Annotated in this window: 11 protein-coding genes and 1 tRNA gene; 8 read left to right on the top strand and 4 right to left on the bottom strand. The window is 54.9% G+C overall.

Features of this window, described 5'->3' with window-relative positions; translation table 11 throughout:
- Positions 1-66: 66 nt before the first annotated feature.
- A complete protein-coding gene (locus BLP93_RS11485) occupies positions 67-795 on the bottom strand; it encodes a DUF4114 domain-containing protein (protein WP_092121641.1) in 729 nt (242 codons plus the stop codon).
- 1,069 nt (positions 796-1,864) lie between these two features.
- Positions 1,865-1,941, bottom strand: a tRNA-Arg gene (locus BLP93_RS11480).
- A gap of 260 nt (positions 1,942-2,201) precedes the next feature.
- On the opposite strand from BLP93_RS11480, the gene BLP93_RS11475 reads away from it, so the two are divergent.
- The 6 genes from BLP93_RS11475 to BLP93_RS11450 all read left to right on the top strand — a co-directional run bounded on the left by BLP93_RS11475 (position 2,202) and on the right by BLP93_RS11450 (position 8,598).
- Positions 2,202-2,639, top strand: coding sequence for a (deoxy)nucleoside triphosphate pyrophosphohydrolase (locus BLP93_RS11475; protein WP_092121633.1), 438 nt, complete (start codon positions 2,202-2,204; stop codon positions 2,637-2,639).
- Positions 2,640-2,802: 163 nt separating this feature from the next.
- Positions 2,803-4,008, top strand: coding sequence for a type II secretion system F family protein (locus tag BLP93_RS11470; protein WP_092121631.1), 1,206 nt, complete (start codon positions 2,803-2,805; stop codon positions 4,006-4,008).
- 217 nt (positions 4,009-4,225) lie between these two features.
- Complete coding sequence (metF, locus tag BLP93_RS11465; RefSeq protein ID WP_092121628.1) at positions 4,226-5,101, top strand: methylenetetrahydrofolate reductase [NAD(P)H]; 876 nt, start codon at positions 4,226-4,228, stop codon at positions 5,099-5,101.
- Between the two features lie 80 nt (positions 5,102-5,181).
- On the top strand, positions 5,182-6,216 hold the full coding sequence (locus tag BLP93_RS11460) for an aspartate-semialdehyde dehydrogenase (RefSeq protein ID WP_092121625.1): 1,035 nt from the start codon (positions 5,182-5,184) through the stop codon (positions 6,214-6,216).
- A 109-nt stretch (positions 6,217-6,325) separates the two neighbouring features.
- A complete protein-coding gene (locus BLP93_RS11455; protein WP_092121916.1) occupies positions 6,326-7,243 on the top strand; it encodes an aminotransferase class IV in 918 nt (305 codons plus the stop codon).
- Positions 7,244-7,296: 53 nt separating this feature from the next.
- A complete protein-coding gene (locus BLP93_RS11450) occupies positions 7,297-8,598 on the top strand; it encodes a 3-deoxy-D-manno-octulosonic acid transferase (protein ID WP_092121623.1) in 1,302 nt (433 codons plus the stop codon).
- A 278-nt stretch (positions 8,599-8,876) separates the two neighbouring features.
- Here BLP93_RS11450 and BLP93_RS11445 read toward each other — a convergent pair whose 3' ends face one another.
- On the bottom strand, positions 8,877-9,824 hold the full coding sequence (locus tag BLP93_RS11445; RefSeq protein ID WP_161946303.1) for a glycosyltransferase family 9 protein: 948 nt from the start codon (positions 9,822-9,824) through the stop codon (positions 8,877-8,879).
- Between the two features lie 96 nt (positions 9,825-9,920).
- Here BLP93_RS11445 and BLP93_RS11440 point away from each other — a divergent pair, with 96 nt between their 5' ends.
- Positions 9,921-11,699 (top strand): ABC transporter ATP-binding protein, encoded by a 1,779-nt coding sequence (locus BLP93_RS11440; protein WP_092121621.1) that lies wholly within the window; start codon positions 9,921-9,923, stop codon positions 11,697-11,699.
- Positions 11,700-11,744: 45 nt separating this feature from the next.
- Positions 11,745-13,526 (top strand): AMP-binding protein, encoded by a 1,782-nt coding sequence (locus tag BLP93_RS11435; RefSeq protein ID WP_244148730.1) that lies wholly within the window; start codon positions 11,745-11,747, stop codon positions 13,524-13,526.
- A gap of 333 nt (positions 13,527-13,859) precedes the next feature.
- Here the strand turns inward: BLP93_RS11435 and mgtE are convergent, their stop codons facing one another.
- On the bottom strand, positions 13,860-15,230 hold the full coding sequence (mgtE, locus tag BLP93_RS11430) for a magnesium transporter (RefSeq protein WP_092121620.1): 1,371 nt from the start codon (positions 15,228-15,230) through the stop codon (positions 13,860-13,862).
- Between the last annotated feature and the right edge of the window lie 499 nt (positions 15,231-15,729).

The following is a 15,729-nucleotide window of genomic DNA, read 5'->3' as shown; positions in this document are numbered from 1 at the left end:
AAAGCCGATGGACAGCGATTATCCTGTCCATCGGCTTTTTCGTTCAAGTAACGTCGTGATCAACTCTTAAATCATTCTCTTCACTCTTGTCAGGTAAAGCCCGCACAAGCCAAGACCCAGTAACAGCAGAGTGCCAGGTTCTGGTGTTGGTATGGGACCGGAACCAGTATATATATACCTTAGTTCGACAACAAGGTCATTAAAATCCCAATCCGAATTTCTTTTGAAACCATGAAGGTCTTCAAAACCAATGATGTAATGCAAAGGGTTTAAACTATTTATCCAGGTCACCATGTGGTCAAGGCTATCATCGTTAAGATCTGGATTAGAAGTCCATATCCAAGGGTAATTTTTCTCGTTCTCCGATCTGATTGCGAGGTGAACCATATCGCTAGGCAATGTCATCTCAAATTCGATAAAAGGGGTCTGCTCAAGAGAATTTGAATTCACAATTTGCCACTTCGTCTGCGGAGCATCAAAGAGCTGAATAAAATCTCCATTGTTGTTAATATAGCCGAATTCATTATCGTACCCGGCATGACTTGCCAAGATTCTTCCTTCCAGCTTGAAGTCATTCGTGTACCCGATATTTGTTTCGATCATCTTAAGCCAGTGCTTATCCACGTCATCGGTAACACGTTCAAAATTGCTTTGATGATAGTTGCCCATATAGCTAATGATGTCATCGATCACTTTTGTTTTTTCGATTTCGGTATAATTTAACGCAAATGCAGTATTAGAAATCAAAATTAACATGAATAACCAGGATGCAAAAAATTTTTTGTGTGAAATCATCTCTTTTCTCCTAACAAGTCGCGCTCCTGGACTTGAGGTTGAGGGTTTGTGAGTACCTGTGACAGCATGTTCTTTGATTTGTAATATTCACAGAACGTGCCAAGCTTTTTCTTGGGATAATCTTTGTATTTCAATGTCTTGGGGATTGGTGTCTGTCGGTTTGGACAAAGTGTAAAAAAAATCGACATAAACACCCATTAAAGATCTAGCGAAAGCTACTCATTTCTGTTTTCGATCAGAAATATTCTCTGCGGCTATCTTCTTGTAATAATAAATTTAAAAAAAAATTGTGATAAGAGAATCGTGCGGACAATCTAAAAGTTTTGAGGGAAAAGATGAAAGTGAATTCACTATGCATGGTGTAAAGAAAACCGACGGCCCTTGTAAAAAATGCTGACAGCCGCAGTCGGTTGCGCCGTGACAGGTTGTCAGATGGCTGTGCCTCCCAGGAGGTCAATTAGATTGTAGTGCATGCTTGGCGGAAAAAGGAACTTCGGCGATCTTGTTGATCCACAGCTAACTCTTAGCAGGCAGATCCTGACTATTACTGCAGGTGTACGACCGCTTGCACTTATAATGAGGGATGATCCCTCGCCTGTTAAGACGATGAACTCTGGCCTTGAAGATTATTCCGGCTCAGGAATTTTTAGTGCGGAGTTGTCCGCCATGGAGCGGGACAAGATGGTGTGGAGTGGTGTGATCTGGGGTGGCCAATCGTCTAAAGTTGCGACGAAATGCCACAGACCGCGAGGCGGAATCGTTATGTCCTCAGCTGAGCATTTTCCGGGCTTCTGCCTTGGAGAAAGATGTTCCGGCTCATTAAGGTCAAAACTTTCGAGCTTGAGTGGCCCTGGATTCCGAAATTTTTTTGAATCAGCCGGTTAGATATGCGACATTGCATTTCCGTGTCTGCGATTGGAAGCCGTTACCCAAATGTTCATTATGTGAGCAGCCTGGACAGATCAGCACCTTTTTCAAAACCAAGGAACCAGGGGAACCCAAATAATTTTTTGGGAGTTTAGAATAAAAAAAAGGATTTACGCTTTTGACGTAAACCCTTGTTTTTCTTTGGTGCGCCCGGAGAGATTCGAACTCCCGGCCTGCGGATTCGAAGTCCGACGCTCTATCCGGCTGAGCTACGGGCGCATGGGAATCTGTTTATGTGCTCTTTGTCGAAGCGTCAAGGTGTTGGTGATGGTAGGGAGATTCTTTTCCGGTTTCACGGTATCAATGCCATGATTGCTTCATGCCGTGAATTCATTCAATCAAGGAGCAGTGACAATATTTGGTCGCCGTTATGTCGCCAAAATCTGTCTGCCGGAGGAGAGTGTCTCCGGCATGTTGTCTGTTCGTTCTGGTCAAATGCATCTCTTTGCGCTAAGAGACCCACTTTGCCGGTGTGATGTATGAAGCAAAAGCAATCCATAAAAGTTGTTGCCGCGGTGGCTTGGCGAGAGGGGCGGTATTTGGCTGTTCAGCGGCCCGAAGGCAAACCCATGGCAGGTTTCTGGGAATTCCCCGGTGGCAAGGTGGAGCCGGGAGAAACTCTGGAACAGGCGCTGGTGCGGGAGTTGCGTGAGGAACTAGCAATTACTCCCGAAAATTTTTTTCCCTGGCGTGAAAAAAAACACCAATACCCAGATTTTCATGTTCATCTATATTTTTTCTGGGTTACTTCCTTCCAGGGAATGCCTGTGCCACTAGAGAATCAAGACTTGGCCTGGATTCTGCCGGGCGCGGCCAATCTTCCTTTCTTGCCGGGCGATCTGGAGATCGTCGCCGAATTGGCAACCATGCCCGCACCTGCTGATTGCCGTGATTCGTCACGATTTGACGTCCCATAATCGTCTTCCTGCAGTAAGGCTTCGAACCGTTTGCGCTCATGACCCGTTCATCCGCTTTTAAAGCCGCCAGCACAGACGGAGTGCATCCAGGTCGAATCAGATGCCAATAGGCGCTTTCGCTGAATCTCCGTCACATTCGCATCAAGAGCATTTAGGATATTGAATGCCCATATTCATATACAAAGGCAAAAACAGGCAAGGTCGCCGGATCAAAGGCGATTTTGATTCTCCTACCCTGGAAATGGCCGAAAATGCTCTGCGGCGCAAAGGGTTTACCCAGCTTACGGTCAAGCCCAAGCCTAAGGACATCCTTGAAGGCACCTTTCTCGAAGGCAGGGTCACGGACCGGGACATGGTTATTTTCAGTCGCCAGTTCTCGACCATGATCAATGCCGGCGTACCGATCCTGCAGTCCTTGCAGATCATGTGCGAACAGACTGAAAACAAGCTCTTGCGTCGGGTTCTGTACAACGTCCGCAATGATATTGAAGGCGGCAGCTCCCTTTTCGACGCCATGCGCAAGCATCCCAAGATATTTAACGACCTGTACGCGAACATGGTCAACGCGGGCGAGGCCGGAGGCGTGCTGGACATTATCCTGCTTCGGTTGGCCGACTACCTGGAAAAGGCAGCGAAGCTCAAGGCCCGGGTCAAGTCAGCCATGGTCTATCCGGCCGTGGTCGTCACCGTGGCTGTAGCTGTCATCGCCATCATTCTCATTTTCGTTATCCCGACATTTGAGACCATGTTCGCGGATTTTGGCGCTGCACTGCCCATGCCGACCCAGATCGTCATCAATTTGAGCCGCTTCACCCAGGACAATCTTATGTACATGGTCGGCGGGGCCGTGGCGTTTGCAATCATTGCCAAGCGCCTGTACCGGATCGAACGGGTGCAGATCATGGTGGATTACTGGGTGCTGACCCTGCCGGTTTTCGGCCCACTTTTGCGCAAAGTCGCCGTGGCCAGATTCGGGCGCACCCTGAGCACCATGGTATCCAGCGGCGTGCCCATTCTGGGCGCTCTGGACATCGTGGCCAAGACATCCGGCAACAAGACCGTGGAACGCGGTGTACTCGACGCCAAAAAGAGCATTTCCGAGGGGCAGAATCTGGCCGACCCCCTGGAAGCGACCGGTGTCTTCCCGCCCATGGTGATCCAGATGATTTCCATCGGCGAAACCACCGGAAACCTGGATCACATGCTTGCCAAGGTCGCCGACTTCTATGACAACGAAGTGGATATAGCCGTGGAGACGCTGACCTCGCTTTTGGAACCCATGATGATCGTCTTTCTCGGGGTTGTGGTCGGCGGTCTGGTGGTCAGCATGTACTTGCCCATCTTCCAAATCGGCGAGACGATCATGTAGTTTACACCGCAAGCAATAAATTATCTGCCTTCACTCGAAATCGAAATCGAAATCGAAATCGAAATCGAAATCGAAATCGAAAGCGTTTGGTTTGAAGACTGTAAATTGCTTTCAAAGGTCCGTGCGAAATTTTAGAACAAGCAATGCTGATGATGGCGCAACCGGTGCATTGCCCCGGCCCAGATCATCTTCAATCATAAAACATCGGAGATTAGCAGTGAAAATCAAGGATATGCTGCAGCAGCCTGATCGATCCAGGATTTCATTGGAGTTCTTTCCCCCCAAGGATCGGGCGCTGTGGCCGAAGTTTTTTGAAACAGTGGAGCGGCTACGATCCTTAAATCCGCTTTTCGTTTCAGTGACCTACGGTGCCGGCGGCAGCACCCAGGCTGCCACTCTGGACATTGTGTCCACCCTGAAACGGGATTTCGACATGGAGCCCATGGCCCACCTGACTTGCGTCGGTGCATGCGCTGAAGGCCTGCGTGAGTTTCTGGATGATCTGGTGCGCGCCGACGTTTCCAACATCATGGCCCTGCGCGGCGATCCTCCCAAGGGAGAGAGCACGTTCACCCCTTCTGACGATGGGTTTCAGCATGCATCAGATCTGGTTGGTTTCATTGCCAAAAATTATCAGGATTTTGGGGTCGGCGTGGCCGGTTATCCGGAAGGCCACCCGGAAGCCGTTGGGCTGGAGGAGGACCTCCGATTCCTGAAGGCAAAGCTGGACTTGGGGGGAGACTTTGCCGTGACCCAGCTTTTCTTTGACAACAAGGCATACTGGGATTTCATGCGGAAAATCCGCGACGTCGGGATCGTCAAACCCATCATTCCCGGCATCATGCCCATTTTCAGTCTCAAATTCATTCAGCGCATCACCTCCATGTGCGGCGCGACGCTGCCGGAGCAGTTCCTGAAGGATCTGGAACAAGCGGACGCGCGGGGCGGAGACGCCGCGGTGCAGGAAGTGGGCATCCGGCATGCCGCGCAACAGATCCAGGACCTGTTGCACAACGGAGCACCCGGAGTGCATCTTTACACCATGAACCGCTCGGACGGATGTTTGCGGATCATGGAGCAGGTTGAACAATAACCGTCTTATCCGCAGACAAGCAGATTTATTGATGGAACCTGCGGATAGACAACATTCATACAATATTAAGGAGCAATGATATGACCAGGGAACTGCGAATCGGCGTTGTCGGAGCGACAGGAGCTGTCGGGCGGGAGATCCTCAAGATATTGGAGCAGCGTGAATTTCCGGCTACCACGGTCAAGGCCTTGGCCTCGTCACGATCCGCGGGGCAGGAACTGCCATTCAAGGGCGGGCATTTGGTGGTGGAGGAACTGGATGAAAACTCCTTCAATGACTTGGACTTGGCTCTGTTTTCGGCCGGTGGAAGCACTTCTGAAAAGTTCGCCCCCATCGCGGCCAGATCCGGGTGCGTGGTGGTGGACAACTCCAGCGCATGGCGCATGGATCCCGAGGTGCCTCTGGTTGTTCCGGAAGTGAATCCGGACGACCTTTCTCGACACAGGGGGATCATTGCCAACCCAAACTGTTCAACGATCCAGATGGTTGTCGTGTTGAAGCCGCTGCATGACGCGGGAAAGATCAAGCGTGTTGTGGTTTCCACATACCAAGCTGTTTCAGGGACCGGGCAAAAGGCCATCAAGGAACTGGAATCCCAGGTACGGCAGATGTTCAACATGCAGGAGCCCGAGCCCGAGGTCTACCCACACCGGATCGCCTTCAACTGCCTGCCCCATATCGACGTCTTCCTGGACAACGACTACACCAAGGAAGAAATGAAAATGGTTCTCGAGACCCAGAAGATCATGGGGGACGAGACTATCCGCCTGACGGCCACCACCGTTCGGGTCCCGGTTTTTTACGGGCACAGCGAGTCCGTGAATGTGGAAACCGAGAAGAAGATCACGTCCGCCGAAGCCCGGGTGATCCTGAGTCAGGCTCCTGGCGTCCAGGTTTTGGACAATCCCAGGGAAAAAATCTATCCCATGCCCATTCACGCCGCTGGCGAGGATCTGACCTTTGTGGGCCGGATCCGCGAAGACGAATCCATCCCCAATGGCTTGAATCTCTGGATCGTGGCGGACAACCTGCGCAAAGGCGCTGCCTTGAACGCTGTTCAGATCGCTGAGGTGCTTTTGGATCGTGATTTGATCCGAGTGGATGACGCCCTGTAATCCTTTTATCCAGGCTTGCCCGGCAATCCTCCAAGGGTGCCGGGCCTCAACTGTATCTGTTTAAGGAGATATTCCTTTGTTATCCATAGAAAAAGACCAGCAAGCCTACATGCAACGTCTGCTGCAGGCACCGCGTCCCGGTATTGATGAAGTTCTTGCATTTTACGATCACCGCGTGGGGGTTGTCGGCACCGACCCGCGGCTGATGCTTCTGCCGCTGGACGACCACATGGTCCACCGAGGGGACGGTGTTTTTGAAACCATGAAATTCGTGGACGGCAAGTTGTATCAGATGGAACCGCATGTGGAGCGGCTCACCTTCTCGGCACAGTCGATTTTTCTCGAACCGCCTTGTACCTGGGATGAACTGAAGACGATGATTGTGGATGTGTCCCGTGCGGCATCCGCCCAACAGGGCATGGTCCGGGTTCTGCTCGGTCGCGGCCCTGGAGGCTTCGGAATCGATGCCCGGGAATGTCCCCGGGCCAGCTTGTACATCGTGGTGTACAAACTGCATCCACGACCCGAGGAAGCCTATAAGAAGGGAGTCACGGCCTCCCGCTGTTCCATGCCCGCGAAGAACGGTCTGATGGCCAAGATCAAGAGCGTCAACTACCTGCCCAATGTGCTCATGAAACGTGAGGCGGTGGAGTCCGGCTGCGACTATTCGCTGTGCTTCGACGACCAGGGCTTTCTGGCCGAAGGCGCCGTGGAGAACGTTTGTATTGTCGACGATCGGGGGCGCGTAATCGTTCCCGAACTGAGCAATGCACTGACCGGCACGACCTTGATGCGCGCTCTGGATGCGGTAACGGGAGACATGCCCGTACTATTTCGCAAAGTTACCGAAAATGACATCTACCTGGCCCGCGAAGTCATCCTGCTGGGGACGACCATCGACGCCCTGAGCGTGGTTCGCTTTAATAAAAAGCCCATTCACGACGTTCGCCCCGGACCGGTAAGCAAACGGATGCGGCAGTTCTTGATCCAGGACCTGCGGGACAACGGCATAACCCTTTCGTCGTGACAGGCTGTCGCACAGGCTGTTGCCGCGGACGAGTCCGATAACCGGAAGGCGTGATGCTGCTGTTTTACCGATTGCTGTTTCTGCCGGCCCTTTTTTTGGTTCTGCCGTTTTATATTCCCAGGATGTTGCGGCGCGGCGGCTACGGCGAACATTTTGCGCAGCGCCTGGGAATGGTTCCCGTGCTGGCACCCAAACGACACGGCGAGCGGCGTATCTGGGCCCATGCGGTCAGTGTCGGGGAGATACTTGCCTTGGCACCGCTGCTGGAATTGTTGCGCCAGGACGAATCCGTTCAGATCGTGCTCACCACAACTACCAGCACGGCCCATGCTCTGGCTGAGCGAAAATACGGCGCCGATGTGACCCATCTCGGATATTTTCCCCTTGATTTCTGGCCTGTCAGCCATCGCGTCTGGAAACGGCTGCAACCGGATCTCTGCGTCCTGATGGAGAGCGAAATCTGGCCGGAACATCTCCATCAGGCCCGGCAGCGAAACGTTCCCGTGGCCTTGATCAATGCCCGGATGTCTGAGCGTTCCTTTGTGCGCTGGCAAGTCCTGCCAAGGTGTCTCCGTAAGCCGTTTGCCATGCTGGACAAGGTCGTGGCCGCTTCGGAGGAGGATGGCCGACGCTATGCCGGACTTGGTACGCCTGCAGACAGAATCGTGGTCAGCGGCAATCTCAAGCTGGATTTCACTCCCCGACCGCTTTTACAAGCCCATGAGCTGGATCAATTGCGCCGTGAGCTGGGTTTTTGGGAAACGAGAAACGCGGGGCAGCCGCTTGTCCTGGCCGGTGCCTCCACATGGCCCGGGGAGGAGGAGATGCTGTTGCGGGTGGCGACATCGCTGCGCGAGCACGGGCAGCCGTGCAAACTGCTGCTGATTCCCCGGCACGCTGAGCGTCGCAACGCTCTACGGGAGATGCTTGCCTGGAGGGAAGGGGGTGTTCACTTTCGGACTGACGGTCCGGCAACAGCCGCCGTGAACGTGGCCGTGGCTGATACCACCGGGGAAATGGTCGCGCTGCTGCAGATTGCCGATGTGGTTTTTGTGGGTAAGAGCATGGATCCCCATCGGGGAGGGCAGAATCCTATCGAAGCCGCGGCTCTGGGAAAGACGGTGCTCTTCGGACCGAACATGCAGAATTTTAGGGCCATTGCAGCTTCCATGACAGCGGCCGGAGCAGGGGAGGTTGTACGTGGAGAGCAGGAGCTGACAGACCGGGTCCGTACTTCGTTCCAGGACCAGGCGGCGCGGGAGGAGCGGGGACGGGCAGCAAGGCGGTGGCATCAATCCGGCAAGGGCGCGGCGCAACGAACACTGACCGCACTCGATGAACTGACGGGGCGGTGATCCTGAGACATGACATCAGCTAGGGGGAGCGGGCAACTCTCAGCCGTACCAGTTCTCGCTTTCGATCAGAATGTGTCTGGTAGTAACCATGCAGCTCATCCGAGGAAACGGACAGGATAACCCACTTTGCGGGATGACTGACTCAAAGACGGCTCTGGAAAATCAAGTCATTCCCGCGAAGGCGGGAATCCAGGTCATGCTTGCCACAAGTTTTTGAAAAGCCACCTTTACTTGCTCAAGCTGAGTAGGCACCTCGTGAATCCGTTGCTTGTGAAGAACTACGTGAGAATTTCCCGTATGGCTTCCAGGACCGTTTCCGGCTGAAGGCGGTGAAAGTCGCCCTCGGGGGCACGCAGGATGCGGTTTAGCCGGTCGTCGCCGGGGTAGGGGCGATAGCGGGCCGGGTCCGTGGGGCCGAAGAGGGCCAGGGTGGGCACGCCCAAGGCCGCGGCAAGATGCAAGGGCCCGCTGTCGTTGCCGATCACAAGGCGGGCTTCAGAAAGAAGTTTGAGCAGTTCCTGGAGCGATGTCTTGCCGGTCAGGTTGCGGAAATTTCTTTCAGAAGCATCCGAAGGGGAAGGCATGGCCTCGGCGCCGGCCCAGGCCACCGGGACGTCCTGAAAGCTTTCCCGCAGATCGCGTGTCAGTCTGGAAAAACAAGGCCAGTTCTTTTCCACGCGGCGGCTTTCGGGAAACAAAAGTATCGGAGCGGAAGGCATTGCCAAGTCTTTACGGAAGTCCACGTTGTCAGGGTGGATGGCGAGACGGGGGACGACATCTCTGGGCAGGCCAAGCAGGGGCAGGAACTCACTAAGAATGGTCACGGCATGGGATTGAACGCCCGTGGGCGGAAGGGGAGCACGCATGGTGTAGACGAACCGGGCGCCTTCCCGGGCGTCGGATCGGCCGATGGAGGTTTCGGCTCTGCTCAGCGCGGTGATCAGTCCGCTGCGAGCCAAGCCCTGCATGTCCAGAATCCAGTCATAGCGTTGTCGCCGGATAGTTCGGATCAGTCTCAGGAAAGCGGCAATGCCCCCGTGCCGTTCAAAGAGGAATACATTGTCCACAAAGGGACAGGCGTGGATCAACGGGGCGAAAATGTCCCGGCAGACCCAGTCGATTCGGGATTCGGGAAATCCACGTTTGATCATCTGGGCCACGAGCAGGGCGTGAACAATATCTCCAAGGGATGACGGCTTGATGATGAGAAAAGTGGGAGTTTTCATGGAACGGTTTTGTGTTGAAGTGCCTGTTGGGTGTGGAACGATGTCTGGGATGGACATCCCCGGTCAAGGATTTTTCCGGAGGAGCGTTTCCTCCTGATGCGAGTAAAGCAAAACGAAGGGTTGTTCAAACGCTTTCTGCCCTACTTTTCGCTCTTGGGGGCGGTCCGAAAGCAGTTTGCCGCGGCGATTTTTTTCGGGGTCATTTTCGGCGTAGCCAGTGGATTCGGGTTGCCGTTCATGGCTGACCGCGTCTTCCCGATCATTTTCGGACCGGAACCGCCCCCCCTGTCGGTGTTGATCGCCGTGACCGCATTCATTCCCGCGGTTTTTCTGCTTCGCAGCGTGAGCGGCTTCCTGAATGTCTATCTGATTCACTATTGCGGCGGCAAGGTTCTGGAAGCCCTGCGAGTGCGGGTGTTTATCAAGCTCCAGACTCTGCCCCTGGCATTCTATCAGAAGAATAAAAGCGGCGACCTGCTGGCCAGGGTGATCAACGACACCGGCCAGTTGCAGGGCGTCGTGACCAACGTGGCCAATGATCTGATCAAGCAGCCCCTGACCTTTGTCGGAGCAGTGGGCGCGGTTGTCTATCTATCGTTGAAGCAGCAGGATTTGTTGTTCATTTTACTGACCTTGCTGTTGGTGCCGGTCTGCATCCTGCCCATCCGGATCATCGGCAAGAAATTGTTGCACCGGGCGCACGCTTTCCTGGCGCAGACCGCCGACTTAACCACCATTCTCAACGAAAATCTTACGGCCACCAAGGAAATACGCGCTTTCAGCCTGGAAAATCGCGAGATCCGAAAGTTCGAGCACGCGGCCAGGGAACTGTTCAGCCGGGCCATGAAGGTGGTCAAGTATTCGCACATTCTCTCGCCGACCATTGAAGTCGTAGCGGCATTCGGCGTTGCCGGGGCCGTTTTTTATGCGTCCTCCAGGGGCGTCGGCCTGGATCAAATTCTGCCTTTGATCTTCGCGCTGTACATGTCCTACGAGCCGGTCAAAAAACTGGGCCGGATTCACAATGAAATCCGCAAGGGCGAGGCGTCGCTGGAGCGTCTGGAGTATATCTTGTCCACCGAAGACAGCGTGCCCGATCCTGATGTTCCGGAATCGCTGCCCCTGGAAAAGGTGCGAGGGGAGATCCGGTTCGAGCGGGTTTTTTTCGCCTATGATCAGGGCATTCCGGTGCTGCAAGACATCAATGTGACGATCGCTCCGGGCGAGGTGGTCGCGCTGGTAGGGCCGAGCGGGGCCGGAAAAACGACCTTTGCGAACCTGATTCCTCGTTTCTTCGATGTTTCCGCCGGAAAAATCCGGATCGACGGCCATGACCTACGCAACCTTCGCAAGGAGGATCTGCGCCGAACCATGGCCATCGTGCCCCAGGATCCCGTGCTGTTCAACGACACCGTCCGTTACAACATCATGGCGGGAGACCTGGACGCGTCTCCCGAAGCCGTGGAGCATGCGGCGGAGCGCGCTTTTGCCCATGAGTTCATCCGGGATCTGCCGCATGGATATGAGACCGTTGTCGGGGAGAAGGGCATGCGGCTCTCAGGGGGACAGAAACAGCGCCTGGCTCTGGCCAGGGCCTTCCTGCGCAACGCCCCGATTCTGATACTGGACGAGGCGACATCGGCTTTGGACGCCACCAGCGAAGAGATGATCCAGCAGGCCCTGTCCGGACTGATCCGGAACAAGACCGTGCTGATCATCGCCCATCGATTCAGCACCATCCGTCTGGCTTCCAGTATTTTTCTCTTTGAATGCGGGCAGATCACACACAAGGGCGATCATGAAAAATTGTATCTGACCTCCGCCGTCTACAAGCGGTTGTACGATCAACAATACATGGGGGAGACGCCGGGATGAGTATCCCGCAGCAAATCATATTTCAATAACTTTAAGGAAATCGCCATGACCACCATGCCGAAAAAAATGAAAGTAGAATTTGACGTCAATGTTTCTCCACGAACCGTGCCCGAGGTGTTGTCCCGTGGTGCGGTCCTTTTTGCGGATCGTCCGGCTGTCGGAGATGTGGGGGGAGACGCGCTCACCTATTCCGAACTGTATTCAAAGGTCCAGGAGCATTCCGAAACCTTGGCGCAATTGGGCGTGGGGCATGGGGACCGTGTGGCGATTTTTTGTGAAAATCGTCCGGACTGGGCCGTGGCCTACTTCGCGGCAAGTTTTCTGGGCGCGGTTGCGGTGCCGATTCTGACGGAGTTTCACCCGTCCGCGGTGCATCACATCCTGCGGCACAGCGGGGCAAAGGTTCTTTTGGCTTCGGAGCGCTGTCTGGGCAAGCTGGAGGGATTGAACCAACAACACCTGACCGTGATCGTTCTTGATGATTACCGGATTTTGCCTCCGGAATCCCTGGCCGGACGAGTGAAAGGAGTCATCCGTTCCAGCTTCAAGGATCGGGAGAACCTGCAGTCCCTGGCCAGGCATCTGACCGGTGAATCCGTGCCCACGGAACCTGGAGAGGATGACCTGGCTTCCATCGTCTATACTTCGGGCACCACCGGTCGGGCCAAGGGAGTGATGCTCACCCATCGCAACGTGATATCCGATGCCTGGATGACCCGGGAGCTCGTCGACCTCGGCCCGCGGGACCGGATGCTTTCCATTCTGCCTCTGGCCCATACCATCGAGTTCACCCTGGGCTTTTTGTTCCCCATGATCAATGGCACCCAGATTCGCTATCTGCAGGGCGTGCCTTCGCCTCAGGCCCTGATGGACGCCCTGGGCAAGGTGCAACCGACCTTCATGCTCAGCGTGCCTCTGGTGATAGAAAAGATATTCAAGCGCCGCATCCAGCCAAAACTCACGGGAAGTGCCGTGGGCCGGATGTTGTACCGCTTTGCCCCGGGTCGAAAAGTTCTGCATAAGGCAGCCGGAAAGAAACTGCTCCAGGCCTTTGGCGGCTGTCTGCGAGGCTTCTGCATCGGCGGAGCGCCTCTGGCCGTGGAAACCGAGGCGTTCTTGCGTGATGCCGGTTTTCCCTACGCCATAGGATACGGACTGACCGAAGCCTCCCCCCTGGTGACCGGCACCGGTCCGGCCTCGGTCCGCCGGCGTTCCTGCGGTCGTATGTTGAGCGGCGTGGAAGTGCGCATTGCCGTTGATCAGGGAGCCGGGCAGGAGAACCAAGGCGTCCGGCAGGCCGGTGAAGAAGGCGTGGGCGAGATCCAGGTCCGGGGTCCCAACGTGATGCAAGGCTATTTCCAGGAGCCGGAACTGACGTCGGAGGTCTTCACCGCGGATGGATGGCTGAAAACAGGTGATCTGGGCGTGTTGGACAATGACGGCTATCTGTTCATCCGCGGACGGCTGAAGAATATGATCCTCGGTCCCAGCGGTGAGAACATCTACCCGGAAGAAATTGAAATCGCCCTGAATGAACAGGATTTTGTGCTGGAATCACTGGTCTTTGAACTTGACGGCAAGGTCGCGGCCCGGGTTTTCCTGGATTACGACCGGCTGGACGAGGTCTTCGCGTGGCGGGGCATGAGCCAATTCGACGCGCGCAAACAGCTGGAAACCCTGCTTGAGGACATCCGGACCCGAACCAATGCCGGTCTTTCATCCTTCTCCCGGATCACCAAGGTCATCGAACAAACCGAACCCTTCGAAAAAACCCCAACCCACAAAATCAAGCGCTACCTCTACACCAGCGCTTCTCCGCCGTTCTAACAGTAAGCCGTAACGAACAAAAATCGCAATCGAAATCGCAATCGAAATCGAGTTCGAAATTGCAACTGCCCAGCCGAGGTGTCTGATGTATGGTTCCGGGACCGCCGCACCCCAGTGGCGGCATGTATTTCCTCGAGAAGTAAAGCACCGCGCCGGAATGCGGCGTGATCAAGTTATTGCTTGATCACATGGCGTTTTTTCACCACGAAGGGTGGATTCAATCTTCATTGACTCCAGCCTTCGTGTTACTTCGTGGTCTTCGTGGTACAATCGATTTCGATTTCGATTTCGATTGCGATTGCGATTGAGATTGCGTCGAATGGGAATCCGCGGTCAGTACTGCAGGCCCAGGTACCAGGTGGCGATGCCGAAGTAGATCACGATGCCGGCGATGTCGGCCAGGGAGGCGATCAGCGGAGCACTGGCCGTGGCCGGGTCCAGTTTCAGGCGGGTCAGCAGAAAGGGCAGGGACATCCCCATCAGACAGCCCATGAGCACAATGGTAATCATGCTCAAGGCGACCACTACGGTCACATCCGGACCGACCCGAAATATGCCGATCAGGGAGACAGCAAAGCCCATGCACAGGCCAATGGCAAGGGCGATGATGATCTCTCTGCCGAGCAGCTTGAACCAATCCTTCATGTGCACCTCACCCGTGGCCAGGGCGCGGACCATCAACGTGGCGGACTGCGAACCCGCATTGCCGCCGCTTCCGATCAACAGCGGTAGGAAAAATACCAGGGAAACCACAGCCTGGATGGTATCTTCAAAAAAGGCAATGCCGGCGCCGGAAAAGATGTTCACGAAGACCAGGGCCAGCAGCCAGGGCACGCGCTTCAGGAAGAGATAATATATATCCGCCGGCTTGAACCCACTCAGGTCGGATGCCGACGGTCCGAATCCCTCGGCAATGGATCCCATGCGGTGAAAGTCTTCCGAGGCTTCCTCTTCAATGACGTCATGCACGTCGTCAAAGGTGATGATGCCGACCAGGGCGTCGTTGCCGTTGGTCACCGGCAGGGCCAGAATGTCATATTTGGCCATGGTCTTGGCCACGTCTTCCTGGTCGTCGGCGACATTGGCGCGAACTGGATCGCGGCGCATGATCTCCTCGACCTTCCTTTCCGGCGTGGCCATGATCAAATCGCGCAGGGAGATCAGGCCCAGCAATCGACGTTGTTCATCAATTACATAGGCATAGTAGATGGTTTCCTTGTCGGGAGCTTCCAGGCGCAGCTTGTCCAGCGCCTGGCGGGTGGTCAGCGTGGGCTTGAGCACCGCATAGTCCGAGGTCATTATCGCCCCGGCAGTCCCTTCCTCGTAGGCTCCCAGGCGGATGATGTCTTCACGTTCGGCCCTGGCCAGCAGACGCAGAACATTCTGGCGCCGTTCCTCCGGCAGGAGCTGGATCAGGTCCACCCGCTCGTCGGAGAACATGTTCGTGATGATATCCGCCAGTCGGGGGTCGGACATCCGGAGTACGATGTCCATCTGAAGGTCCGAATCTAGCTGGCCGAGCACTTCCGCGCTCTGATGAGAAAATAATGTCTCCAGAACGTAAGACGCGTCTTTCGGCGTCAGTTCATCCAGAGAGTCGGCCAAGTCAGCCGGGTGCAGGGACGCAGAGTAATCCCGCAGTGCTATGGGATTTTCGGCGTCAATATACGCACGCAGAGTATTGATGAGGAGAGGATCTTTCATGGGTTGCCTCCAAGCCCGTGGTCATGAGGGACGCGGCGGAGGTAAACCCGGACAGGAACGATCTAAGATTTACAAGTGGAACGTTCCAGCGTGGCGCGGCGTCCTTTGAGGACCATTGGGCAAGGCTGAGGGAGGTTGAGATTTTCGGGTACTACTACTGCCATCGTCCATTTCTTATTGGCTCCGTCAAGACCGGCGAAAAAGCCGACGTAATTATTGTTTGCATGAAGTTGTGCCGAGTGCTCCCAGTAAAGGTTCGCAACGGCAAATTTCTGAACTGTGGGGAAAGCGCCGCCAAAGCTCAACGCGGCTCTATCTTTTTTCCTCTATGAATACAAGAGGCAAAACTCTGCGTCCACCGGGTCGGCTTCACATGCTTAGTGCAACATACGTCGGCCCCGGCGAAAAAAATGACGGGGGACCAGTCCCCCGTCTTGATGTTTTTTAGAAACTCAGAACTAAAAGAAAGCCCGTCATTCAGAAAGGCTTGAACAATCGT

Origin of the sequence: Desulfonatronum thiosulfatophilum (assembly GCF_900104215.1) — a bacterium.
Lineage (GTDB): Bacteria > Desulfobacterota > Desulfovibrionia > Desulfovibrionales > Desulfonatronaceae > Desulfonatronum > Desulfonatronum thiosulfatophilum.
Note: the sequence above shows the minus strand (reverse complement) of the source record. Positions and strands in the feature narration are given on the sequence as shown.

What these genes read in the sequence shown, in the direction of transcription:
- BLP93_RS11485 (WP_092121641.1), bottom strand. Translation starts at nt 795, where the DNA reads ATGATTTCACACAAAAAATTTTTTGCATCCTGGTTATTCATGTTAATT.
- BLP93_RS11475 (WP_092121633.1), top strand. Translation starts at nt 2,202, where the DNA reads ATGAAGCAAAAGCAATCCATAAAAGTTGTTGCCGCGGTGGCTTGGCGA.
- BLP93_RS11470 (WP_092121631.1), top strand. Translation starts at nt 2,803, where the DNA reads ATGCCCATATTCATATACAAAGGCAAAAACAGGCAAGGTCGCCGGATC.
- BLP93_RS11460 (WP_092121625.1), top strand. Translation starts at nt 5,182, where the DNA reads ATGACCAGGGAACTGCGAATCGGCGTTGTCGGAGCGACAGGAGCTGTC.
- BLP93_RS11455 (WP_092121916.1), top strand. Translation starts at nt 6,326, where the DNA reads ATGCAACGTCTGCTGCAGGCACCGCGTCCCGGTATTGATGAAGTTCTT.
- BLP93_RS11450 (WP_092121623.1), top strand. Translation starts at nt 7,297, where the DNA reads ATGCTGCTGTTTTACCGATTGCTGTTTCTGCCGGCCCTTTTTTTGGTT.
- BLP93_RS11445 (WP_161946303.1), bottom strand. Translation starts at nt 9,824, where the DNA reads ATGAAAACTCCCACTTTTCTCATCATCAAGCCGTCATCCCTTGGAGAT.
- BLP93_RS11440 (WP_092121621.1), top strand. Translation starts at nt 9,921, where the DNA reads ATGCGAGTAAAGCAAAACGAAGGGTTGTTCAAACGCTTTCTGCCCTAC.
- BLP93_RS11435 (WP_244148730.1), top strand. Translation starts at nt 11,745, where the DNA reads ATGACCACCATGCCGAAAAAAATGAAAGTAGAATTTGACGTCAATGTT.
- mgtE (WP_092121620.1), bottom strand. Translation starts at nt 15,230, where the DNA reads ATGAAAGATCCTCTCCTCATCAATACTCTGCGTGCGTATATTGACGCC.